Origin of the sequence: Streptomyces sp. NPDC101234, assembly GCF_044767525.1 — a bacterium.
Lineage (GTDB): Bacteria > Actinomycetota > Actinomycetes > Streptomycetales > Streptomycetaceae > Streptomyces > Streptomyces sasae.
The window spans coordinates 116,326-138,065 of record NZ_JBIWOA010000016.1 but is presented as its reverse complement, the minus strand read 5'-3'; the positions used below and the strand labels follow the sequence as shown (position 1 = coordinate 138,065).

The following is a 21,740-nucleotide window of genomic DNA, read 5'->3' as shown; positions in this document are numbered from 1 at the left end:
TCCTCCCCCGGCCTTCGGCCGGGGGTACCCCCAGCGCCCCTGACGGGGCGCTCTGAAGTCACCGGCGTGATTTGGCCCGGTCCAGGGCCGACACGCCTACCGCCGCCAGCGCGATCTGGATGAACCACTCGATCCAGTCGGGGCCCTTCGTGTCGGCCACGCCGAAGCCCGCCGCTATCGCCGAGCCCAGCAGCGCCGCCACGATGCCGACGACGATCGTCCACAGCAGGCCGATGTGCTGGCGGCCGGGGACGACCAGGCGCCCCAGGACACCGATGATGGCGCCGATGATGATGGCACTGATGATGCCCGAGATCTCCATTTCCGCCCCTCTTCGTCGGTACCCCGCTGCAGTCCAATCTGCCCGCTCAGGCCGGAGCCAGTCCCGTCCGGTTGTTACGGCGGTTTTCTGTTCACCGACCGGACATGCCATGTACCTTTCAATGAGTTGACGCGTGTAGAAATCTCAAGCCTGTTCTACGCGCGCAGAGTTGGCGCCCGCACCGCCTCTTCCCCACCCCTCATGGAGGTTCGCCGGATGCTTGGATCCAGCAGATCCCGCCACAGACTCACCACCGCCCTGGCCGGGTTCGCACTGCTCTTCTCGGGAGCCGCCCTCCAGGTCGGCACCGCCGCCACGCCCGCTCACGCGGCCACCACCTACCGTGTCCTGTTCGACGACGGCCATGCCGAGGAGGCAGGCAACGCGGACTGGATCATCTCCACCAGCAAGCCCGACCCGCTGGCCGAGAACTCCTCCCCGTCCGCGGAGACGGACTGGACCGGTGCGCTGTCGTCGTGGGGCGTCGCCCTGCAGAAGACCGGCAGCTACAGTCTGAAGACCGCCACCAGCGCCCTCACGTACGGCGGTTCGTCCACGACCGACCTGTCGAACTTCGACGCGCTGGTCCTGCCCGAGCCCAACACGCTGTTCACGACGGCCGAGAAGACGGCCATCATGAACTTCGTGAACAACGGCGGCGGGCTGTTCATGATCTCCGACCACACCGGCGCCGACCGCAACAACGACGGCTACGACGCGGTCGAGATCCTCAACGACCTGATGACCAACAACAGCGTCGACTCGTCCGACCCGTTCGGCTTCTCCATCGACTCGCTGAACATCAGCTCCGGTTACCCGGCCGCCATCAGCGACAGCACCGACCCGGTGCTGAACGGCTCCTTCGGCACCGTCACCAAGAGCCTGATCGCCAACGGCACGACCGCGACCCTCACGCCCTCCGACAACTCGAACGTCAAGGGGCTGCTGTACCGCAGCGGTTACTCCGGCAACACCGGCGCCTTCTTCCTGACCAGCACCTTCGGCAGCGGGCGGGTCGCCTTCTGGGGCGACAGCTCGCCGATCGACGACGGCACCGGCCAGTCCGGCAACACCCTGTACGACGGCTGGAACGACTCCGGCGCCACCAACGCCGCCCTCGCCCTCAACGCCACCGCCTGGCTCGCCGGTGCGAGCGGCAGCAGCAGCGGAGGCGGCGGTGGCGGCACCGGTACCTGCACCTCCGCCCAACTCCTCGGCAACAACGGCTTCGAGTCCGGCAACACCACCTGGAGCGCTACCAGCGGTGTCATCACCAACTCCAGCAGTGAGTCGGCCCGTACCGGTTCGTACTACGCCTGGCTGGACGGCTACGGCTCCTCCCACACCGACACGCTCTCCCAGTCGGTGACCATCCCGTCCGCCTGCACCACCGCCGCACTGAGCTTCTATCTGCACATCGACACGGCGGAGACCTCCACCAGCACGGCGTACGACACGCTCAAGGTCCAGGTCCTCAACAGCTCGGGCACCGTACTGGGCACCCTGGCGACCTACTCCAACCTCAACGCCGCCAGCGGCTACACCCAGCGCAGCTTCAGCCTGGCGAGCTACGCGGGCCAGACCGTGACGCTCAAGTTCACCGGCGCCGAGGGATCCACCCTGCAGACGTCCTTCGTGATCGACGACACGGCCCTCAACGTGAGCTGAGGGATAGGGGCCCGGCCGGATCTCTCGGCCGGGCCCGTCCGCTCATCGGGCCGCGTACGTCCGCTCCCGCGCGTTCCAGCCGGAGACCCGCACCCGGGGTGCGGAGCCGTGCAGGTCGGCGGTGCGGTAGGTGGCCGTCAGGGTCGCGGACTCGCCCGGCCACAGACTGACCTCGTTGTCCGACCAGCGCACCGGCAGCACTGGCCTGCCCTGCGCGTCGACGAGATGGACGTCCGTCAGCAGGGACGGGGTCCTGCCCGTGCCCGTGTTGCGGATCGTGACCGTGGTCGTGGACGTGCCGTCCGAGTCCGTCGTCGAGGCCGTCGCCGTGACCGGGACCTCGGCCATCGACGACAGCCCCGTCAGGTCCGCGAAGCCCGTCGTCGGTGTGTGGTACCAGTCGCTCTTCGCCCAGTCCAGGGTGTCGGGCCTGGTGGAGAGCCAGTAGACGTTGCGGCTCACCTCCCTGCCGTCCGCGTCGGTCAGGACCAGTCGCGCCAGATACGTCGACGACAGCCCGCTCACCGACGCCGGCAGCGTGAGAGCGGTGGTGTGCGCTCCGCCGCCGGTGACGGAGAGGCCCGAGACGCTCCTGTCGTACAGCTGGGTGCCGTCCGGGTTGAACAGGGTCGCCCGTGCGGTGAGCCCGGACGCCGGGGCGGGCCGGTTGCCGACCACCTCGACCGCGCGGTTGTCGTAGGAGTACTGGATGTGCAGGGGCTCGTTGGCCTTCTTCGCGCCGAAGTAGGCGCCGCCCTGGTCGAGGTAACGGTCCATCAGCTGCCAGTGCAGGGACGTCCAGCCGCTGTTGAACATCCAGTAGACGACCCCGGTGGACGGCTTCGAGGCGTCGGTCTGGTTGCGTCCGTACGCCTCGTACTGGGCGCGGACGTTCTCGTACTGGGCGAGCTGCGCCTTGCGGACGTAGTCGGTCAGGCCCGTCGGGGCGCCGTAGCGGCCGGTGAGCGCGGCGTCGTAGATCTTCAGGGTGCCGAAGGTCGCGGACGGCGAGCGGTGGTACTGCTTGGCGTCCGGGTCCTTCCAGAGGGTGTCGAGTTCGGCCGGGGTCATCATCCGGCGCAGGGTGTCGAGGGTGGGGATGTCCGGGCCCGCGCTGGTCTCGGAGTTGAAGCCGGTGGCGCCGCCCTCGCGCTTGGCGTACCAGTAGCCCGGCGGGACCCAGTCGTAGGGGCCGGTCATCTTCATGCCCGAACTGCCGAGCTGGGGAGCCGACTTGTCGGAGGCGGCGGGGACCACCGGGACGGCCCAGTCGGCGGCGTCCAGGGCGTCCAGATAGTTCTTCTCGATCTTCGCGTCGGGCGCGGCGTCGCTGCCGATCAGGAAGGAGACCACGCTCGGGTGGTCACGCAGCCGGGCGGCCTCGGCGGCCATCGAGTCCTGGGCGACCGGGTAGTCGGCGGCGGTCCACTTCTGGCCGCTCTCGCCGGGGTTGGTCTGCCCCTCCCACTTGTCGCAGCACTCCCAGCCGGGCAGGGTGAGGACGCCGAGGCGGTCGGCGAGGCCGAAGAACTCGTCGGGCTCGATGTGGCCTTCCAGCCGGATGGCGTTCAGGCCCAGGTCGAGGGCGTACTTCAGGCGGTCCTCGGCATAGGTGCGGTCCCAGCGCAGGAACTCGTCCGGTGACCAGCCGCCGCCCTTGATCAGCAGCCGGCGGCCGTTGATCGAGTACTGGCGGGCGCCGTCGGAGTTCAGGGGGGCCCGGACGTCCCGGACGCCGAAGCTCTCGTGGGCGGTGTCCGAGGCCGTGCCGGCGACGGACGCGGTGAGGTCGAGGTCGTAGAGGGGCTGGCCGCCCATACCCGCGGGCCACCACACCTTCGGGGAGGTCAGGTGCAGACCGGGGGTGTCGGCGGGGGTGAAGGTGACGGTCTTGGTCTGGTGGGCGGCGAGCGCGACCGACCTGGTGAGGGTGACCCCGGCGACGGTGCCGGAGACCTCGGCGGCGACCGGCGTGTCCGAGTCGTTGCGGACCCGCGCCTTCACCGCCAGGTCGGCCGTCGCCAGGGACGGCACCGCGAGCTTCGTCACCACGTGCGCGTCGCGCAGCGCGACCGGGCCGCCGCGCCGGACCAGGACGTCACGGACGATGCCCATGTTCTGGTCGGGCGGCGGCTGCAGCCAGTCGAGCCAGCCCATGGTGAGGTTCTTGTTCGGATCGTTCGGCTGGATGCGGAAGGCGACCGTGTTCGTCCCGGACCTCACCAGTGAGGTGACGTCCAGTTCGTGGTGGGTGTAGCCGCCGGCGATGTCCGCGGCCGTCGCGACCCGGTGGCCGTTGACGTACACGTCGGCCGCCGAGATCACCCCGCTGAAGTCCAGGTAGGTGCGCTGCGCGGTGTCCTTCACCGTGAAGTCGCTGCGGTACCACCACGGCACCTGGAAGGGGGACTTGGGGATCTTCTGCAGATTGGTGGAGACGAACGGGTCGTCGTACACCCCGTCGGCGAGGAGCGCGGCCAGGACCGTGGAGCGGGACCCGGCCGGATACCAGCCCTTCGCCGGATAGCCGGGGGAGGAGACCGCCGACGCGGAGTCGCCCACCTTCGCCGTCGACTGGATCGCGAAGCCCGACAGCGGGGTCCCGGACCCGGCGACCGACGGCACACGGGTGATCCGGGCGTGCCCGTGGGCCGGGTCGCGGGCACCTGCCCAGGCGCTGGTGTTGAGTGAACCGAGCAGGCCGAGGGTCACGGCGGCCGCGCCGAGGCGGTATCCGGGGGCGGGGCGAGGGAACACGATGGTCTCCAGGCTCGTAAAGTTAGGAAACTTTACTAACCTGGCTCAAGCTAGGGTCCCGAGAGGGACGTGTCAATCACCGTGGCGCCCGGGCGAGTTGGCGGCGCCGGATTCAGGAGGCGGCCGACCGGCGCTCGAAGACCAGGTCACGGGCGGTCCCCAGGGCCGTGGCCACCGCGCCGAGCAGCACCGCGTCCTCCCCCAGCCGGCTGGGCGCGAGCTTCGGGCGCAGCGGGGTGAGAGTGCGCAGGTGATCCCGTACCGGGCGCAGCAGCAGGTCGACGCTGTGGCCGACCCCGCCGCCCAGCACCACCAGGTCCGGATCGAGCACGGCCGCGGCCGCCGCCACCGTGTGCGCGATCCGCTCGCCCTCAAGGCGTACCGCCTCGACAGCCGCCTGATCACCCTGACGTGCCGCGTCGAACACGGACTTCGCGGTGAGCTGCCCGGTCATCCCGAGCCGCCGCGCCGTCTCGACCACGGCCACCCCCGACACGGCGTCCTCCAGCCGCTCGGGTTTGCGCTGCTGTCCGGGCCAGGGCAGGAAGCCGATCTCCCCGGCGAGCCCGTGAGCCCCGGTGAACAGCCGGCCCTCGCTGACCACCCCCATCCCCAGACCGGTGCCGATCATGATGTACGCGAACAGCCGACTGCCCGCACCGACGCCGTACGTGTACTCGCCCAGCGCCGCGAGATTGGCGTCGTTGTGCACCTCCAGCGGAACGCCCAGCTCCGCGCGCATCCGGTCGAACAGCCCCGCCCGGCCCCAGCCCGGCAGATGCATGGCGTACCGCACCCGCCGCTGCCGCTCGTCGTACACCCCCGGCGTGCCCACCACCCCGTGCACCACCTCGGCCGGGTCCACCCCCGAGTTGGCGACGACCTGCCGTGCGGTGCCGACCAGCAGGTCGGCCATGGCACCCGAGCCGCGGGCCCGGTTGCGCACGTCGGAGCGGGCGACCAGGGTGCCGTCCAGGTCGGCGACCGCCACCCGCAGCCAGCCGCGGCCGACGTCGATGCCGAGTGCGTACCCAGCCGCCGGGTCCGGCGCGTACAGCACGGCCGTGCGGCCGCGCTCCGGGGCGTGGGTGCCGACCTCGTGGACCAGCCCCGCCGACTCCAGTGACGCCAGCGCACTCGACACGGTCGGCTTCGACAGCCCTGTCTCGCGGGCCAGTTGGGCCCGGGACGCGGAGCCGAGCGCGCGCAGCCGGTCCAGCAGCAGCCGCTCGTTGGTGCTGCGCAGGCGCTGCCGGCTCCAGGGCTGTTCCTGCTGCTCTACGACATCGCTGGCGGCCATCGGACCATTCTCACCGATTCCTGTCGCATACTTGACGCATCTAGTAAGGCTCCTTAACTTTATCGGCCATCCCGCCCTGTCGGCCGACGCCTGCTCCTCCTCGTTCTCCTTGTCCTTGTCGTCCTTCTCGTCCGTCTCGTCCTCCTCGCCCCGTCCCTGCCTCAGGAGCCCCGCCATGTCCGGTAGCCCTGGTAGTCCCGGTAGTCCCGGTAGTCCCGGTAGTCCCGGTAGTCCCCTCGGTCCTGGTAGTCCGCCGTCCGAAGGCGGCTTCGTCCGGCGCGTCGGCCTGTTCCAGGCCACCGCCATCAACATGAGCCAGATGTGCGGCATCGGCCCGTTCGTGACCATCCCGCTGATGGTCGCCGCGTTCGGCGGCCCCCAGGCGGTGATCGGGTTCGTCGCGGGCGCGGTGCTCGCCCTCTGCGACGGCCTGGTCTGGGCCGAACTCGGCGCCGCGATGCCCGGGTCCGGCGGCAGTTACGTCTATCTGCGCCAGGCCTTCCAGTACCGCACCGGACGCCTGATGCCGTTCCTGTTCGTGTGGACGGCGATGCTCTTCATCCCGCTGATCATGTCCACCGGTGTGGTCGGCTTCGTGCAGTACCTGGGCTACCTAGCCCCCGGCCTCGGCCAGACCTCCGGCGACCTGATCGGGCTCGGCGTCATCGCCCTGGTGGTGCTCCTGCTCTGGCGCGGTATCGAGCACATCGCCCGGATCACCGCCGTGATGTGGGCGGTGATGATCGCCTCGGTGCTGCTGGTGATCGTCGCCGCCGCGAGCGACTTCAGCCCGCACCTGGCCTTCACCTACCCGGCGCACGCCTTCGACCTGACCAGCGACCACTTCTGGCTCGGCTTCGCCGCGGGCCTGACCATCGGCATCTACGACTACCTCGGCTACAACACCACCGCCTACATGGGCGCCGAGATCAAGGACCCCGGCCGTGTCCTGCCGCGGTCCATCCTCTTCTCGATCCTCGGCATCATGGCGATCTACCTGCTGCTCCAGATCGGCACCCTCGGTGTCATCGACTGGCACCGTATGACGAACCCGGCCGACATCGCGTCGACTTCCGTGGCCTCGGCGGTCCTCGAGAAGACCTGGGGCAAGGGGGCCGCCGACACGGTCACCGTCCTGATCCTGATCACGGCCTTCGCCTCGGTCTTCACCGGCCTGCTCGGCGGCTCCCGGGTGCCCTACGACGCGGCCCGCGACCGGGTCTTCTTCCGGCCGTACGAGAAGCTCCACCCCAAGCACCGCTTCCCCATGCTGGGCCTCGCGACCATGGGCGTGATCACCGCCGTCGGCTTCCTGATCGGCCGTCACACCGACCTGGCCACGCTCATCCAGCTCCTCACCACCGTGATGGTGATCGTCCAGGCGCTGGCCCAGATCGTGGCGCTCACGGTGCTGCGCCGCCGGCAGTCGGAGCTGAAGCGGCCGTACCGGATGTGGCTCTACCCCGTGCCGAGCATCCTGGCCTTCGCCGGCTGGTGCGTGATCTACGGCTACGCCGACAAGAACTCCCCGGGCCGCCATCCCATCGAGTGGTCCCTGGCCTGGCTCGCCCTCGGCTGCGTGGCGTTCTTCATCTGGGCGCGGCTGGAGAAGGTGTGGCCGTTCGGGGAGCGGGAGATCGAGGAGGACTATCTGACACCCGAGAGCGCTGTTGTGGGGTAAGCTCACCGGCACACGTCCGCCTCGTCCGGCGCGGTCAACTCCCGCTGGACGAGGCTTTTTTCATGACCGAGATCACTGCGTCGGACGTGTCCGTCCGCCCCGCCGTCCCCGAGGACCGCCCTGCCGTCGAACGGCTGTGGCTCATGTTCCGTCACGACCTGTCGGAGTTCCGGGACATCCTGCCGAACCCCGACGGGACCTTCCGTAACGAGCGCGTCCAGGACGCCTTCTCCTCACCGGACTCGGCCTGCTACCTGCTCGTCAGCGGCGAGCGCCCGGTCGGCCTCGCGTTCGTCCGCGGGCTGACCGGGCCGGTGCGGGTGCTCAACAGCTTCTTCGTGGTGCGCGGCGCCCGACGGGCCGGCATCGGGCTGCGCGGGGTCCGCGAGGTCCTCGCTCGGCATCCGGGCCACTGGGAGATCGCGTTCCAGTACGAGAACCCCGGCGCGGTCGCCTTCTGGCGACGCGTCGCGGCGGAGGTCGCCGGGGACGCCTGGACCGAGGAGCCCCGCCCGGTGCCGGACCGGCCGGAGCTGCCGCCGGACGTGTGGATCTCCTTCGAGGTGACGGGCTGAGGACCGGCCGTCGAGGTGAGGGCCGGGCGCGCTAGGCGTCGCGCAGGCGCAGCGCCAGCCCGCCGGTCAGGAGTGCCGCGGTGGCCCATCCGGCGGTGACGCCGAGGCCGGGCCAGGGGCCGATGGGCAGGCTGTGGATGTCGGTGGTGGCCTGGACGGCCAGCCCGGCGCTCATCGGCCCGATCCGCTGGAGCAGGCGCTGCCAGTGCGGATCACCGATCGTCGCGGAGACGACGGGGACCGGGTGGAGCAGGCCGAGGACGATTCCGATACCGGCCGCCGAGTCACGTACGACGGTGTCGATGCCGAGGCTGAGCAGGGCGATCAGGGTCAGGTAGAGGACCGACCCGACGGCCGCACGGAGCGTGGGGCCGTCGGTCGGGGACAGGGGCGGGTGGCCGGGGGCGGCCGTGAAGGCACGGCCGGGCAGGAGGAGCCGCCCGGCCGCCAGCGAGCCGAGAACCGCGACGGTCCCGGCCGCGGCCACGATCCCGGTGAGCGTGACGGCCTTGGCCGCCAGGACGGTGGCGCGACGCGGCATCGCCGTCAGGGTGGTGTGGATCATGCCCGTGCCGTACTCACCCGCGACGACCAGTACGGCCAGGACGACGACCGGCGCCTGGCCCAGTCGGACGCCGACGAGGCTGAGCCTGGTCATGTCACCGCAGCCGGCGGACCCGCAGCTCACCACCGAGCATGCGCAGGCGCTCAGGGCCACGGTCGCCGCGACCGTACCGAGCAGCAGCCACAGCGGGCCGCTGACGGTCCGTGTCTTCGTCCATTCCGCACGCAGGGCCTGTCTCATGCGTCCCTCCGCCGGAGAAGGAGGGCGGCCGCGGCCAGGCTCGCCACCGTGTAGCCGGCCGGGACGGCGAGCCCGGCCCACGGGGCCAGCGGGTAATAGCCGTCGTACGGCGTGTAGTTGCTCGTGACCTGGTGATACCGCACGAGCGTCTGCTGTACGGCGAAGGCCGCGACCGGGGGCACCCGGGCCAGCCAGTTCGCCACGCTCGCGGGCATGAACGGGTTGGCGATCAGGACGTAGGGCAGTACGACGGCCACGGTCACCGTGGTCACCGCGCCGGCGCTGTGCCGGAAGAGAGTTCCGACGGCGAGGGCCGGCACCGAGGCGGCCGCGAGCAGCGCCGCCACCCCGAACTCCACCCGCAGTTCGGCCGAAGTCGTCACCGGGAAGACGTACCCGCCGTGGGACCGGGCGAGCCGTTCGCCGAGCGGAACCTCGACGGCCGCTCCCGCCAGCCCGGCGACGAAGGTGACGCCCCCCAGCACCGCCGCCTTGGCCAGCAGCACCCGGCTCCGTGCGGGGGCGGCGGCGAGCGTCACCCGGATCAGGTTCTCCCGGTATCCCGTGGCGATGAACAGCGCCCCGACGACGACCACCACGATCAGCGCGGCGAACGTGCCGGTGAGGAGGTCGCCGAGGGTGCCACCGGTGGGCAGGGTCTCGCGAACGGCGGGTGCCATGTCGCGGCGCCGGTCACCGTGAGACGGCCGGCGGATCCCGTGAACGAACCCGATGTGTTGCGCGGGTACCCGGCGAAGGCGGGGGATTCGGGCCCCACCTGGGTGCCGGCCCAGTCACCACCGGCCCAGTTCCCCCGGACCCGGAGATCCCCGAAGACGGCCGTGGACACACTGCCGCGGGTGCCCCTGCCGTCCACGGCGGGCGGGGACGCGACGAACAGCCCGCCTTGCACGGTCGGTCCGAGCCCGCTCATGTGCACGGTGCCCACCTTGGTCCAGTGCGTGCCGTCGGCGGAGGCGTAGCCGGTGATCGCGTCTCCCGAGCGGTCCAGCCGCAGCCGGCGGACGGTCGCGGCGGAGGCGGGGCCGGGAGGACCGGCCGTGTCGTCGACGTAGTCGTGCTGCATCCGTACGCCGTGGCCGCTGGTCACCATGATCGCCGCATAGGGCGATCCCTGACGGGTGCTCTGCCTGATGACGAGCCCGGCCTTCGCCCACGGCACGGTGCCGGGTTCCAGGTCCGCCGGTCCGCTCGGGATGCTGCTGCTGAGCGCGGAGACGGAGACGGTGATACCGCCGTCTCCCGTCAGCGGCCGGTGCACGAAGTAGAAGCTGTCGGTGACCGGCTCGCCGCCCGGTCCGACCGGAACGGTCTGCGATCCTCTCTGATCGCTGCTGACCCCGGTCAGCACGGCCACCAGCACCGGCAACAGCGCCGCGACCACCGTGCCGATCACCCAGCCGCGGACGGTCCTCGCGCAGTTCGCCCTCGTCGTTGAGGTCCTCGTGGGTGACGGTGAGCTTGACGATGTCGGCGTGCGGCCGGATGTCGAAGGTGACCCGGGAGTGCTTTTGCCGGTCGCCCTCGTTCTCGGGCGCGGCCCAGGTGGTGACCAGGCGGGTCGGGCGCTCGCTCTCGACGACGGTGCCGACCACGTCGGCGATGCCGGAGCCGTCGGTGCGCCGGTGCTCCCAGCGGGAGCCGGGCCGCCAGTCGGAGACATTGGCGTGGCCCCAGTAGGCGGCGGTCAGGTCGGCGTCCGTGAGAGCGTCCCAGACCTTCTCCGGGGTGCCGGCGATATAGGTGACGTAGACATAGCTGGGCTGGTCGGCCATGGCTTCCTCGGCTCGTCGCTTCAGGTCGCCGAGCGCGCGCAGGCGCGGGCGCTCGAACTTGTCGATCCACCGCTCCTGGACCTCGTGGAGCGGCACGACCGGCAGCCCGCTCCCGCAGGAGCCCTGGCTGGTGCCCGGCCGCTGACCGTGCGGCGGGGCCGGTCCGTCGTCACCGGACCGGCCCCGCGTCCTCCCTTCAAGGGGGCGCTCGATGTGCCTACGTCATGGGCGTTCGCCTGGCCGTCGTGACGGCGCACAGCAGCCCGAGGCAGAGGGCGATGGCGCCGATGACGATGTTGTTGATGATGACGCCCTTGTCCGGGCTGCTGCCGACGATCCAGGGCGCGATGATCAGCCAGACACCCATGGCGCACATGGCCCAGCTCAGGCCGTACATGCGCTCCGGGGCCCTGCTGAACCCGAGTGCCAGCAGGCCGATCGCTATGCCCATGATCAGGTTGTGGGTCGTGAGCGCGGGCTGGCTCGCCGCGTAGTGGACGATCCACGGGGACGCCGCGCAGTACAGACCGAGCAGGAACACCGGTCCGTCCACGAGTGCCACATCGCGACCGCCGAGCATGCGGGCGTAGCGTTCCCGCATTTCGGTCACATCAGGGTGGCTTGTTATGTCACTTCTGCCGTGCGAGACGTTGGCCATGACTCGTCTCCTTTGACTTGCAGGCCTGACCGCGTCTGAAGCGTGCGGTATGCGCCGCTTACTATCATTCTGCTCTTATTTCCTCTTTATGTGTAGCTCTGTGCGTGGCTCGCAGGTGTGCTCAGCCGCGTTCCCGAGCCCGTCGGAAGCGGTCCAGACCGTCCGCCAGGTCGATGATCGGCTCCGGGTATCCGAGCTCCGCCCGCTCCGGGGCGGGCGCCTTCCACGGCTCATGGACCGCCGAGCCCGCCAGCCGCTCCAGCTCGGGTACCCAGCGCCGCACATACGTACCGTCGGGGTCGTACCGCTTCGCCTGGACGAGCGGATTGAGGACGCGGTTGGGGCGGGTGTCCGTGCCGGTGCCCGCCACCCACTGCCAGTTCAGCTGGTTGTTGGCCACGTCCCCGTCGACCAGCTGCTCCAGGAAGTGCCGGGCGCCCACCCGCCAGTCGACGTACAGCGTCTTGGCCAGGAAGCTCGCCGTCAGCAGCCGGCCGCGGTTGTGCATCCAGCCCTCGTGGAGCAGCTGGCGCATCGCCGCGTCGACGACCGGATAGCCGGTACGGCCCGTGCACCACGCCTCGATGTCCTCGGCGGCGGTCTGCTCGGTGCGCCAACGGTCGTGCTTCGTACGGTAGTCGGCCGTGGCCGCCGCCGGCCGTGCGGCGAGCACCTGCCGGTGGAAGTCCCGCCAGGCGAGCTGCCGTACGAACGCCTCGGCACCCGGGCCGCCCGCCCGCCGGGCCCTGTGCGCCAGCTCGATCGGGGAGAGCGTGCCGAAGTGCAGATGCGGCGAGAGCCGGGACGTCGCGTCCCCGGCCAGATCGTCGTGACGCTCCTCGTACGAGGCGATGCCCGTCCGCAGCCAGGCCGCGAGCCGCCTGCGGCCCTCCGTCTCGCCCCCGGCGGCCAGGCCCCGCGAGACCCCGGACAGCCGGTCGCGGCCGGGCAGCGGCTCGGATCCGACGCCGTCCGGGACCCGTACCGTGCGTGGCGCGGCCACCGCATCCCGCAGCGGCTGCCGCGACCACTGCCGGAAGTACGGCGTGAACACCGCGTAGTGGTCCGACGCGGCAGGCGTCACCGCACCCGCCGGGACCGCCGCGGTCACCGCGTCGTGCACCTGCAGCCGCCGGCCGTCCGCCTCCAGGGCCCGCCGCAGCCGCTCCTCCCGGCGCTGCGCAAGCCCGCTGACATCCGCCGCCAGATGCACGGCACCGGCGTCCGCCTCGGCGGCCACCTTGCACACCTCCTCCACCAGGTCGCCCGAGCGGATCACCAGCCGGCCGCCGCGCTCGCGCAGCCCCGCGTCCAGGTCGCGCAGACAGTCGGCGAGGAACGCCAGCCGGTTCGGCACGGCGAATCCGGCCCGGTCCACCGCACGGTCCCGTACGAACAGCGGCACGATCTCGCGCGCGCCGTCGAGGGCCGCCCGCAGCGGCGGATGGTCGTGCAGGCGCAGATCGGCGGTGAACAGGACGACCGAGGCGTTCATGATGTGACTCCGGGAGCGGTACGGCGGGGTACGACCCCCCACGCTCCCACTCCGCCGGGTCCGTGCCACGGACCGGCCACCGGCGCTCTTCCCGCGTTTCGGGCATGTCCGCGTCGATGCGGGGCAGCCGCAGGATACGACGGACACCGATCCGGGAGGTGACGGGCCACTATGGGCGCGAGGGTGCTGGAGCGATTTCCCGCCGGGGCTCCCCGGGGGTCCTGGCCTGCCGAGGAGTACGCGGCGAAGCGCCGTGCCGAGGGCGAGTCGGCGACCGTGGTGATGGACCTGAACACGGACGCCTTCCTGGTCGTGGTCCCCGGCCCGGACGACGACTGACCCCTCGTCGGCCCGGCCGTGCGCGCGTCAGCCGGACAGCGGCTGCTCGGCCCAGATGGTCTTGCCCCGTTCGCCGTACCGCGTCCCCCAGTTCTGGGCGAGCTGGGTGATGAGGTAGAGGCCGCGTCCGCCCTCGTCCGTGTCCTGGGCGCGCCGCACGTGCGGGGAGGTGCTGCTGCCGTCCGACACCTCGCAGATCAGGTTCCGGTCCCGGATCAGGCGCAGGGTGATCGGCTCGCCGCCGTAGCGCAGCGCGTTCGTCACCAGCTCGCTGACGATCAGCTCGGTGGTGAAGGACTCCTCCGCCAGCCCCCACGACGCCAGCTGCCGTGCCGTCAGCTCCCGCGCCCGGCCGACCATCCGCTCCTGCGCCTCGATCTCCCAGGTCACATACGAGTCCGGGGCCAGGCCGCTCACCCGGGCCACCAGCACGGCCACGTCGTCCTGGCGCCCCGGCGGCAGCAGCTCGCGGACCAGCATGTCGCACACCTCCTGCGGGGCGGCCGACGCGGGGGTGCGGGAGAGGGCGCCGCGCAGCCGGCGCAGCCCGGTGTCGACGTCCTGCGCGCGTGACTCCAGCAGTCCGTCGGTGTAGAGGACCAGCAGATCCCCGTCGTCCAGGGCGATCTCGCGCTCCTCGAACATGACACCGCCCAGGCCGAGGGGCGGACCGCCGGCCAGGTCGACGAAGTCGACACCGCCGTCCGCCGACACCACCGCCGGGGGCGGATGACCGGCGCGGGCCAGCCGGCAGCGGCGCGACACCGGGTCGTACACCGCGTACAGACAGGTCGCTCCCGTCACCAGGGACACTTCGTCGGCGCGCTCGTCGAGGGCGCGGTTCATCTGGTCGTCCAGGTGGGTCAGGAGCTCGCCGGGGGAGAGATCGAGATCCGCGAGGGTGCGTACGGCGCCGCGCAGCCGGCCCATGACCACGGCCGACTGCAGACCGTGTCCGACCACGTCGCCCACCACCAGCGCCACCCGGGTACCGGACAGCGGGATCACGTCGAACCAGTCCCCGCCCAGCCCGGTGTGCTCGCTGGCCGGCTGATAGCTGGACGCCGTCCGAACCGCCGAGGGCGACGGCAGTCGCTGGGGGAGCAGGCTGCGCCGCAGGGTCCGTGCCGTCGTCCGCTCCCGGTGGTACCGGCTGGCGTTGTCGACGCACGCCGCCGTGCGGTTCACGATCTGCTCGGCCAGCAGCACGTCGTCGGGCTCGAACCGGCGGGGAGAGCGGGAGCGCATGAAGACGGCGGTGCCGAGCACGGCACCCCGGGCGAGCATGGGGACGAGAAGCCAGGAGTGGACGTCCGGCCCGCCGTCGCGCAGGGCGTCCGGACAGGCACGCACCCCCTCGTCCGTGAGGAGGACGGACTCGCCCTTCTCCAGGGCGTCGAGGAACGGCGAGCCGGGCGCCGTCGCCGCCGTGTCGAGGTCGCCGACCCGCACCGTCCCGGCTCCGCCCGGACCCGGGTCGGCGGCCGGCCCGCTGGACGCCGCCCGGCGCAGCAGCGGGGTCCGCGGCTGTGCGTCCTCGGTCGGCTCGTCGTCGGAGAAGACCGAGTCCAGCAGGTCGACCCGGCAGCTGTCGGCGAAGCCCGGCACCGCGACCTCGGCCAGCTCACGGGCCGTCTGCCAGAGGTCCAGGGTGGTGCCGATGCGGGCGCCGGCCTGGTTCGCCAGGACCAGCCGCTCGCGCGAGCGCACCTGCTGGGTCACGTCGGAGACCACATGGGCCAGGGCGATCAGCGTCCCGGACGGGTCCCTGAGGGGCAGGATGGACTCCGACCACACGTACTCATCCGGCGAACCGGGTACGGGGTGCCCGTCGACCTCGGTGTTGATCAGGGCCCGGCCCGTCTCCAGCACCCGCCGCTGCCGTGCCTCCAGGGCGTCGAGGTCCAGCAGTCCGGGCGGCGCCATCTCGCGCATCGTGTGCCCGGCGTATCCGGTCCCCCGGAACACCCCGGCGCGGCGCTCCGTGAGGTTCTGGGCGATGAACCGCATCCGCGTGTCGAAGAGGTCGATGTGGAAGGGGGTGTCGGTGAACAGCGCCTGCAACAGGGCACGCCCGAATGCGTAGGTGTGGTACGTCCGTGCGGCGGACGCCTGCACGAGCCACTGGCGTTCACCGCGCTCCGAGGTGAGGGGGCGCGCCCAGACCTCGGCCTCCAGGGGTTCCCCGGCACGCCGTCGCAGCAGCAGTGATGCCTGACGCGTGCCTTCTTCCCAGCGCCGCAGGAGATCCGCCGTGTCGGCGGAGCCGTGCAGCAGTTCGTCCGCGCGACGGCCGAGGACCTCCCGCGCCGGGTGGCCGAGCAGCCGCTGGGCTCCCGGCCCCCAGGCGACCACTCGGGCGTGGGCGTCCAGCAGCGCCTCCGCCTCGCCCCCGGGATCCGGGAGCTCACCGCCGCCGCGGAAGGTGATGTCGCGCATCCTCACCTCGAGCACATCCGTGCCGGACTAGGGATGTGGGAGCTATGTGATATTTGCGTAATAAATGATACCTACGTCAGTGCGACCACAAGCGGATCGGTGATGCGACAGATTCTTGACCGGCGCTTCGGCCTCCGCGATGCTGTGTTGCGTTACACGAGATGCGTGTCATATTGGGCAACATCTCGCCACCTCTGTCAGCCGAGGAGTGGCCATGTCTCAGCAGGTCCGTGCTGTCGTCGCGCGGAGCAAGGGCGCCCCCGTCAGTCTGGAAACGATCGTCGTGCCCGATCCCGGGCCGGGCGAGGCAGTGGTCAAGATAGAGGCCTGCGGGGTCTGCCACACCGACCTTCACTACCGCGAGGGCGGGATCAGCGACGACTTCCCCTTCCTGCTGGGGCATGAGGCCGCGGGAGTGGTCGAGGCGGTCGGCGACGGAGTCACCGACGTGGCACCCGGTGACTTCGTGATCCTCAACTGGCGTGCCGTGTGCGGGAACTGCCGGGCCTGTCTGCGCGGACGGCCGTGGTACTGCTTCAACACCCACAACGCCAAGCAGAAGATGACCCTGGCCGACGGCACGGAACTCTCCCCGGCTCTCGGTATCGGCGCCTTCGCGGAGAAGACGCTGGTCGCCGCCGGGCAGTGCACCAAGGTCGACCGGGCCGCGTCGGCGGCCGCCGCCGGACTGCTGGGCTGCGGGGTGATGGCCGGCCTGGGCGCCGCCATCAACACCGGCAACGTGGGGCGCGGGGACAGTGTCGCCGTCATCGGCTGCGGAGGCGTGGGCGCCGCGGCGATCCTCGGCTCGAACCTGGCCGGCGCGGCGAAGATCGTCGCGGTGGACATCGACGACCGCAAGCTGGAGACGGCGCGCAAGCTCGGCGCGACGCACACGGTCAACTCCAAGGAGACCGACGCGGTCGACGCGGTGCGCGAACTCACCGGCGGCTTCGGCGCCGACGTCGTCATCGAGGCCGTGGGCCGCCCGGAGACCTACAAGCAGGCCTTCTACGCCCGGGATCTCGCCGGCACGGTCGTCCTGGTCGGCGTGCCGACCCCCGAGATGAAGCTGGAGCTGCCGCTCCTGGACGTCTTCGGCCGGGGCGGGGCGCTCAAGTCCTCCTGGTACGGCGACTGTCTGCCCTCCCGCGACTTCCCGATGCTCATCGACCTCCATCTCCAGGGCCGCCTCGACCTGGACGCCTTCGTCACCGAGACCATCGCCCTGGACGAGGTCGAGAAGGCCTTCGAGCGCATGCACCACGGAGACGTCCTGCGCTCGGTGGTGATCCTGTGACGGGTGGCGCCCGCATCGAACACCTCGTCACCTCGGGGACGTTCTCGCTGGACGGCGGCACCTGGGACGTCGACAACAACGTGTGGATCGTGGGCGACGACCACGAAGCCGTCGTCATCGACGCCGCCCATGACGCCGACGCGATCCTCGCGGCCCTCGGTGGACGTCGGCTGCGCGCGATCGTGTGCACCCACGCGCACAACGACCACATCGACGCCGCGCCCGATCTCGCCGCCCGCACCGGCGCCCCGATCCTGCTGCACCCCGACGACCTGCCGCTGTGGAAGCAGACCCACCCCGACCGACTGCCCGACGCCGAACTGGCCGACGGGCAGCGCATCGAGGTGGCGGGCACCGAGCTGACCGTGCTGCACACCCCGGGCCATGCCCCCGGAGCCGTCTGCCTCCACGCCCCGCACCTCTCCGCGCTCTTCAGCGGCGACACGCTGTTCGCCGGCGGGCCGGGGGCGACGGGACGCTCGTACAGCGACTTCCCCACCATCGTCGAGTCGATCCGGGAACGCCTCCTCACACTCCCGGAGGACACCGTCGTACACACCGGACACGGGGACACCACCACCGTCGGCGCCGAGGCGCCGCATCTCCAGGAGTGGCTCGACCGCGGTTTCTGACCGCCCCGCGACGCAGCGGCCCTGCCCCGGTGACACCACCGGGGCAGGGCCGTCGCGGCATCCGAAGAGAGGTCGTTTCCCCTGTTCACCGGCGCTGTAGTGGGCAGTTCGGCGTGCCCGGACGACCCCCGTCGCGGCCCGCGTAAACCGGCGGGTGAACTCCTTGACAACGCTTCGGAGCGGCCCCCAAACTGACGTTGCGCTAATCGCAATCCGTTTCGCTATACGCACCGAGGTGTCATGATGATTCCCGCGTGCCGTCTCTCGGATCTGCCGAGAGGCGAGGCCCACCGGCTCGACATCGACCCGCCCGTGTCGGTGTTCCACACCGACGACGGCGAGCTCTTCGCCATCGACGACACCTGCACCCACCAGGACGCCTCGCTCGCCGACGGCTGGCTGGAGGGCTGCGAGGTGGAATGCCCCCTGCACGCCTCCAAGTTCGACCTCAGGACCGGTGCCGTGGACGCACCCCCGGCCAAGCTCCCGGTCCGCACCCACGAGGTCGTTGTCGAGGACGGCATGGTCTACGTCCGGCTCTCCGCCGACGCCCCCAACCTGCCGCCGTGCATCAGCGCCCGCCTCGCCGGAGGCGCCGCGTGAGGACCGTGGCCGTGGTGGGCGCCTCGCTGGCCGGGCTGTCGGCCGCGCGCTCGCTGCGGCAGCGCGGGTACGACGGCCGACTGGTCGTCATCGGCGAGGAGTCCCACCGCCCTTACGACAGGCCGCCGCTGTCCAAGGAGTTCCTGGCCGGCACCATCGGCGAGGCGGACCTCGCGCTGGAGCGGGACGAGGAGGAACTCCACGTGGAGTGGCTGCTCGGCGCCCGCGCCACCGGGCTCGACCGCACCGCGCGGGCGATCCGGCTCGCCGACGGCCGGGAGGTCGGCGCCGACGGCGTGGTCATCGCGACCGGCGCCGCCGCCCGTACCCTGCCCGGCGCCGACGGCCTCGCCGGGGTCCATGTGCTGCGCACCCTCGACGACGCCCGCGCCCTGCGCGAGGACCTCGCCCGGGGCGGCCGTCTGGTGGTGATCGGCGGCGGGTTCGTCGGCGCCGAGGTCGCCTCCACGGCGTACGCGCTCGGCCTCGACGTCACCGTGATCGAGGCGGCGCCGACGCCGCTGGCCGGACCGCTCGGCGAGACCATGGGCGCCGTCGTCTCCGCCCTCCACACCGACCACGGCGTACGGCTGTTGTGCGGGGTGGGGGTCAAGGGGCTGAGCGGTGAGCGCCAGGTGGAGGCCGTGCTGCTGGAGGACGGCCGCAGCGTGCCCGCAGACACCGTCGTCGTCGGCGTGGGCGCGCGCCCCTGTGTCGACTGGCTCGAAGGTTCCGGCATCGCGCTCGACAACGGCGTGAAGTGCGGCGCCGACGGCCGTACCAGCCTGGCCGGGGTGGTCGCCGTCGGCGACTGCGCCAACTGGTACGACCCGCACACCGGGACCCACCGCAGGGTCGAGCACTGGACCGGCGCGCTGGAACGGCCGGCCGCAGCCGTCGCCGCCCTGCTCGCCCACGGTGCGACCGAACCCGGCGTCCCCAAGGCCCCGTACTTCTGGTCCGACCAGTACGGCGTGAAGATCCAGTTCGTCGGCCAGGCCGCCGGGGCCGACAGCGTGACGGTCGAGGAGGGCTCCACCGACGACCGCAGCTTCCTCGCCGTCTACCGGCGGGCAGGCCGGCAGGTCGCCGTGCTCGGCATGAACCAGCCGCGGCTGTTCACCCGCGCGCGCAAGCAGTTCGGCACCGCCGCGTCCTGACCCGGCGTCCGCGCCACCCCACCGATCCACGACGTTCTCCGAGGAGTGCACCGTGACCTCGACCAGCCTGCCGGACAGCCTGATCGCCACCCTGCCCGGTTCCGCCTACACGGACCCCGGGATCTTCGCGCAGGAACAGGAGCGCATCTTCGAGACGATGTGGTTCTGCGTCGCCCGCGCCGCCGACCTGCCGAAGCCGGGTGCGTTCCGCACGGTCGACGTGGGCCGCGAGTCCATCCTCGTCACCCGAGCCCGGGACCACTCGATCCGCGCCTACTTCAACGTCTGCCGGCACCGCGGCGCCAAGCTCTGCACCGAGGAGACCGGCGAGGTCAGGCGCGCCTTCCAGTGCCCGTACCACGCCTGGACCTACGACCTGGAAGGCAAACTGGTCGCGGCCCCCAACCTCACCAAGATGCCCGACGTCGGCCGCACCGAGTACGGCCTGGTGGGCGTGGCCGTGCGCGAGTGGCTCGGCTATGTGTGGGTGTGCCTCGCCGAGAACCCGCCCTCCTTCGAGGAGGACGTGATCGGGGCGGCGGTCGAACGCCTCGGCGACGTCGAGTCGATCGAGCGCTACGGCGTCGAGAACCTCTCCGTCGGCAAGCGGATCGTCTATGACGTCAAGGCGAACTGGAAGCTCATCATCGAGAACTTCATGGAGTGCTACCACTGCGCCACGATCCACCCCGAACTGACCGAGGTGCTGCCCGAGTTCGCCGACGGCTACGCCGCCCAGTACTACGTGGGCCACGGCGCCGAGTTCGGCACGGACATCCAGGGCTTCACCGTCGACGGCTCCGAGGGCCTCGACCGCATCCCCGGAGTCTCCGAGGACCAGGACCGGCGTTACTACGCGATCACCGTCAAACCGCAGGTGTTCATCAACCTGGTGCCCGACCACGTGATCTTCCACCGGATGTACCCGGTGGCCGCCGACCGGACCATCGTCGAGTGCGACTGGCTCTACCTTCCGCACGTCGTGGAGAGCGGCAAGGACGTCAGCCGGTCCGTGGAGCTCTTCGACCGGGTCAACCGGCAGGACTTCGACGCCTGCGAGCGCACTCAGCCCGGGATGAGCTCACGGCTGTACGCCAAGGGCGGGGTGCTGGTGCCCAGCGAGCACCACATCGGTGCCTTCCACGACTGGGTGCACGAGCGGCTCGGTACCCGGCAGCCGGAGTGACGCGGGGGAGGGGCGCCCGTGGCCCGCGCGGGATGCGGACGCGGGCCCTACGGCGGTCGTCCTGCGGGCGCTCGGCCCACGCACTGCTCAGCCCAGGTATCCCATGCGGTGGCTGATCTCCTCCGCGCCCTTGACCAGCACCGGAGCCAGCTCGTGCATACGCTCCTCGGTGAACCGGTAGGAGGGCCCGGAGGCGCTGATCGACGCGATGACCACGCCGTCCCGGTCGCGGATCGGCGCGGCCATGGCGTGCAGCCCGATCTCCAGCTCCTCCAGAGTCCAGGCGTACCCGCGCTCCCGGGCCTCGGCGAGGTTCTTCTCCAGCTTCGCCTTCGTGGAGATGGTGTGCGGGGTGAGCTTCTTCAGACCGCCGTCCGAGATCAGCGCGGCGCGCTCCGTGGCGGGCAGGTGGGCCAGCATGATCTTGCCGCTGGAGGTCGCGTGCAGCGGGGTCAGCTGGCCGACCCAGTTGTGCGCGGTGACGGCGGCCGTACCCCGCACCTGGTACAGGTTGATCGCGTAGTGCTCCTGCATCACCGCGATGTTGACCGTCTCGCCGATCTCCTCGGCCAGTCGCTCGCACACCTGCCGGCCCTGCTGGGTGACATCGATGCGTCCCGTGACGGCGCCGGCCAGGCGTACGATGCCGAAGCCGAGCATGTACTTGCCCCGCTCGCCCGACTGCTCCACGAGACCGCGCGCCTCCAGGGCGCCGAGCAGGCGGAACGCGGTCGACTTGTGAACATCGATCTCGGCGGCCACCTCGCTCACGCCCGCCTCGCCGCGCTGGGCGAGGATCTCCAGGACGCTGATGGCGCGGTCGACGGACTGCACGCCGCCAGAAGATGAGCCGTTAGTTTCGGTATCCGGACTGTAGTTGCTCATAGCGAAACTATACGCGCAGTAAACAACGCACTCCAAGTAACGCGATGTGAACAAAGATCTTACAGGTTGCGTTGTTCGCAACCTGGTGCGTATAGCGATACCCGTACTAGCATGCCGCGCACATCGACGGCGCGAGCGA

At 71.0% G+C, this 21,740-nt stretch carries 19 protein-coding genes and 1 pseudogene; 9 read left to right on the top strand and 11 right to left on the bottom strand.

What is annotated here, in order from left to right; translation table 11 throughout:
* Positions 1-58: 58 nt before the first annotated feature.
* Positions 59-322, bottom strand: a complete 264-nt coding sequence (locus ACIRR9_RS28300; RefSeq protein WP_365340765.1) for a GlsB/YeaQ/YmgE family stress response membrane protein — start codon at positions 320-322, stop codon at positions 59-61.
* Between the two features lie 216 nt (positions 323-538).
* Here ACIRR9_RS28300 and ACIRR9_RS28295 point away from each other — a divergent pair, with 216 nt between their 5' ends.
* On the top strand, positions 539-1,990 hold the full coding sequence (locus ACIRR9_RS28295; RefSeq protein WP_403757255.1) for a hydrolase: 1,452 nt from the start codon (positions 539-541) through the stop codon (positions 1,988-1,990).
* Positions 1,991-2,032: 42 nt separating this feature from the next.
* Here the strand turns inward: ACIRR9_RS28295 and ACIRR9_RS28290 are convergent, their stop codons facing one another.
* Complete coding sequence (locus ACIRR9_RS28290) at positions 2,033-4,747, bottom strand: glycosyl hydrolase 2 galactose-binding domain-containing protein (protein WP_403757252.1); 2,715 nt, start codon at positions 4,745-4,747, stop codon at positions 2,033-2,035.
* 112 nt (positions 4,748-4,859) lie between these two features.
* Positions 4,860-6,047: an ROK family protein gene (locus tag ACIRR9_RS28285; RefSeq protein ID WP_403757249.1), complete on the bottom strand. Its 1,188-nt coding sequence runs from the start codon at positions 6,045-6,047 to the stop codon at positions 4,860-4,862.
* Positions 6,048-6,333: 286 nt separating this feature from the next.
* Here ACIRR9_RS28285 and ACIRR9_RS28280 point away from each other — a divergent pair, with 286 nt between their 5' ends.
* Positions 6,334-7,728 carry an APC family permease gene (locus ACIRR9_RS28280; RefSeq protein WP_403757489.1) on the top strand — a complete coding sequence of 465 codons (1,395 nt, stop codon included), beginning with the start codon at positions 6,334-6,336 and terminating at the stop codon, positions 7,726-7,728.
* A gap of 62 nt (positions 7,729-7,790) precedes the next feature.
* Complete coding sequence (locus ACIRR9_RS28275; RefSeq protein ID WP_403757246.1) at positions 7,791-8,303, top strand: GNAT family N-acetyltransferase; 513 nt, start codon at positions 7,791-7,793, stop codon at positions 8,301-8,303.
* Positions 8,304-8,334: 31 nt separating this feature from the next.
* On the opposite strand, the gene ACIRR9_RS28270 is transcribed toward ACIRR9_RS28275, so the two are convergent.
* The 6 genes and pseudogenes from ACIRR9_RS28270 to ACIRR9_RS28245 all read right to left on the bottom strand — a co-directional run bounded on the left by ACIRR9_RS28270 (position 8,335) and on the right by ACIRR9_RS28245 (position 13,057).
* A complete protein-coding gene (locus ACIRR9_RS28270) occupies positions 8,335-9,108 on the bottom strand; it encodes an ABC transporter permease (RefSeq protein ID WP_403757243.1) in 774 nt (257 codons plus the stop codon).
* On the bottom strand, positions 9,105-9,788 hold the full coding sequence (locus ACIRR9_RS28265) for a hypothetical protein (protein ID WP_403757240.1): 684 nt from the start codon (positions 9,786-9,788) through the stop codon (positions 9,105-9,107). Before ACIRR9_RS28265 ends, ACIRR9_RS28270 begins: the two co-directional genes overlap by 4 nt.
* Positions 9,710-10,525, bottom strand: a complete 816-nt coding sequence (locus ACIRR9_RS28260; protein WP_403757497.1) for a hypothetical protein — start codon at positions 10,523-10,525, stop codon at positions 9,710-9,712. The genes ACIRR9_RS28265 and ACIRR9_RS28260 overlap by 79 nt, the downstream gene beginning before the upstream one ends.
* Before the next feature lie 16 nt (positions 10,526-10,541).
* A pseudogene (locus ACIRR9_RS28255) lies at positions 10,542-11,000 on the bottom strand (SRPBCC family protein); the annotation flags it as partial.
* A gap of 121 nt (positions 11,001-11,121) precedes the next feature.
* Positions 11,122-11,562, bottom strand: a complete 441-nt coding sequence (locus ACIRR9_RS28250) for an SPW repeat protein (protein WP_403757238.1) — start codon at positions 11,560-11,562, stop codon at positions 11,122-11,124.
* Positions 11,563-11,683: 121 nt separating this feature from the next.
* Positions 11,684-13,057 carry a cryptochrome/photolyase family protein gene (locus ACIRR9_RS28245; RefSeq protein ID WP_403757235.1) on the bottom strand — a complete coding sequence of 458 codons (1,374 nt, stop codon included), beginning with the start codon at positions 13,055-13,057 and terminating at the stop codon, positions 11,684-11,686.
* A gap of 171 nt (positions 13,058-13,228) precedes the next feature.
* On the opposite strand from ACIRR9_RS28245, the gene ACIRR9_RS28240 reads away from it, so the two are divergent.
* The gene (locus ACIRR9_RS28240; protein WP_365339023.1) at positions 13,229-13,396 is read left to right on the top strand and encodes a hypothetical protein; all 168 of its coding nucleotides are present in this window, start codon (positions 13,229-13,231) and stop codon (positions 13,394-13,396) included.
* 27 nt (positions 13,397-13,423) lie between these two features.
* Here the strand turns inward: ACIRR9_RS28240 and ACIRR9_RS28235 are convergent, their stop codons facing one another.
* Positions 13,424-15,835: a SpoIIE family protein phosphatase gene (locus tag ACIRR9_RS28235; protein WP_403757232.1), complete on the bottom strand. Its 2,412-nt coding sequence runs from the start codon at positions 15,833-15,835 to the stop codon at positions 13,424-13,426.
* A gap of 214 nt (positions 15,836-16,049) precedes the next feature.
* Between ACIRR9_RS28235 and ACIRR9_RS28230 the strand changes: the two genes are divergently transcribed.
* From ACIRR9_RS28230 to ACIRR9_RS28210, 5 genes are all read left to right on the top strand, one after another.
* The gene (locus tag ACIRR9_RS28230; protein ID WP_403757229.1) at positions 16,050-17,135 is read left to right on the top strand and encodes an S-(hydroxymethyl)mycothiol dehydrogenase; all 1,086 of its coding nucleotides are present in this window, start codon (positions 16,050-16,052) and stop codon (positions 17,133-17,135) included.
* Positions 17,132-17,767: an MBL fold metallo-hydrolase gene (locus tag ACIRR9_RS28225; RefSeq protein WP_403757226.1), complete on the top strand. Its 636-nt coding sequence runs from the start codon at positions 17,132-17,134 to the stop codon at positions 17,765-17,767. Before ACIRR9_RS28230 ends, ACIRR9_RS28225 begins: the two co-directional genes overlap by 4 nt.
* A gap of 240 nt (positions 17,768-18,007) precedes the next feature.
* Positions 18,008-18,370 carry a bifunctional 3-phenylpropionate/cinnamic acid dioxygenase ferredoxin subunit gene (locus ACIRR9_RS28220; protein WP_365339015.1) on the top strand — a complete coding sequence of 121 codons (363 nt, stop codon included), beginning with the start codon at positions 18,008-18,010 and terminating at the stop codon, positions 18,368-18,370.
* Entirely contained in the window at positions 18,367-19,530 is a 1,164-nt protein-coding gene (locus ACIRR9_RS28215; protein ID WP_403757223.1) for an NAD(P)/FAD-dependent oxidoreductase, read from the top strand. The genes ACIRR9_RS28220 and ACIRR9_RS28215 overlap by 4 nt, the downstream gene beginning before the upstream one ends.
* A gap of 52 nt (positions 19,531-19,582) precedes the next feature.
* On the top strand, positions 19,583-20,716 hold the full coding sequence (locus tag ACIRR9_RS28210) for an aromatic ring-hydroxylating dioxygenase subunit alpha (protein WP_403757220.1): 1,134 nt from the start codon (positions 19,583-19,585) through the stop codon (positions 20,714-20,716).
* Positions 20,717-20,803: 87 nt separating this feature from the next.
* Here ACIRR9_RS28210 and ACIRR9_RS28205 read toward each other — a convergent pair whose 3' ends face one another.
* Positions 20,804-21,601 carry an IclR family transcriptional regulator gene (locus ACIRR9_RS28205; protein WP_403757219.1) on the bottom strand — a complete coding sequence of 266 codons (798 nt, stop codon included), beginning with the start codon at positions 21,599-21,601 and terminating at the stop codon, positions 20,804-20,806.
* Positions 21,602-21,740 lie beyond the last annotated feature (139 nt).

Coding starts and splice junctions, on each gene's coding strand:
- ACIRR9_RS28300 (WP_365340765.1), bottom strand. CDS start 322: ATGGAGATCTCGGGCATCATCAGTGCCATCATCATCGGCGCCATCATC.
- ACIRR9_RS28295 (WP_403757255.1), top strand. CDS start 539: ATGCTTGGATCCAGCAGATCCCGCCACAGACTCACCACCGCCCTGGCC.
- ACIRR9_RS28285 (WP_403757249.1), bottom strand. CDS start 6,047: ATGGCCGCCAGCGATGTCGTAGAGCAGCAGGAACAGCCCTGGAGCCGG.
- ACIRR9_RS28275 (WP_403757246.1), top strand. CDS start 7,791: ATGACCGAGATCACTGCGTCGGACGTGTCCGTCCGCCCCGCCGTCCCC.
- ACIRR9_RS28270 (WP_403757243.1), bottom strand. CDS start 9,108: ATGAGACAGGCCCTGCGTGCGGAATGGACGAAGACACGGACCGTCAGC.
- ACIRR9_RS28265 (WP_403757240.1), bottom strand. CDS start 9,788: ATGGCACCCGCCGTTCGCGAGACCCTGCCCACCGGTGGCACCCTCGGC.
- ACIRR9_RS28250 (WP_403757238.1), bottom strand. CDS start 11,562: ATGGCCAACGTCTCGCACGGCAGAAGTGACATAACAAGCCACCCTGAT.
- ACIRR9_RS28245 (WP_403757235.1), bottom strand. CDS start 13,057: ATGAACGCCTCGGTCGTCCTGTTCACCGCCGATCTGCGCCTGCACGAC.
- ACIRR9_RS28240 (WP_365339023.1), top strand. CDS start 13,229: ATGGGCGCGAGGGTGCTGGAGCGATTTCCCGCCGGGGCTCCCCGGGGG.
- ACIRR9_RS28235 (WP_403757232.1), bottom strand. CDS start 15,835: ATGCGCGACATCACCTTCCGCGGCGGCGGTGAGCTCCCGGATCCCGGG.
- ACIRR9_RS28230 (WP_403757229.1), top strand. CDS start 16,050: ATGTCTCAGCAGGTCCGTGCTGTCGTCGCGCGGAGCAAGGGCGCCCCC.
- ACIRR9_RS28220 (WP_365339015.1), top strand. CDS start 18,008: ATGATGATTCCCGCGTGCCGTCTCTCGGATCTGCCGAGAGGCGAGGCC.
- ACIRR9_RS28205 (WP_403757219.1), bottom strand. CDS start 21,601: ATGAGCAACTACAGTCCGGATACCGAAACTAACGGCTCATCTTCTGGC.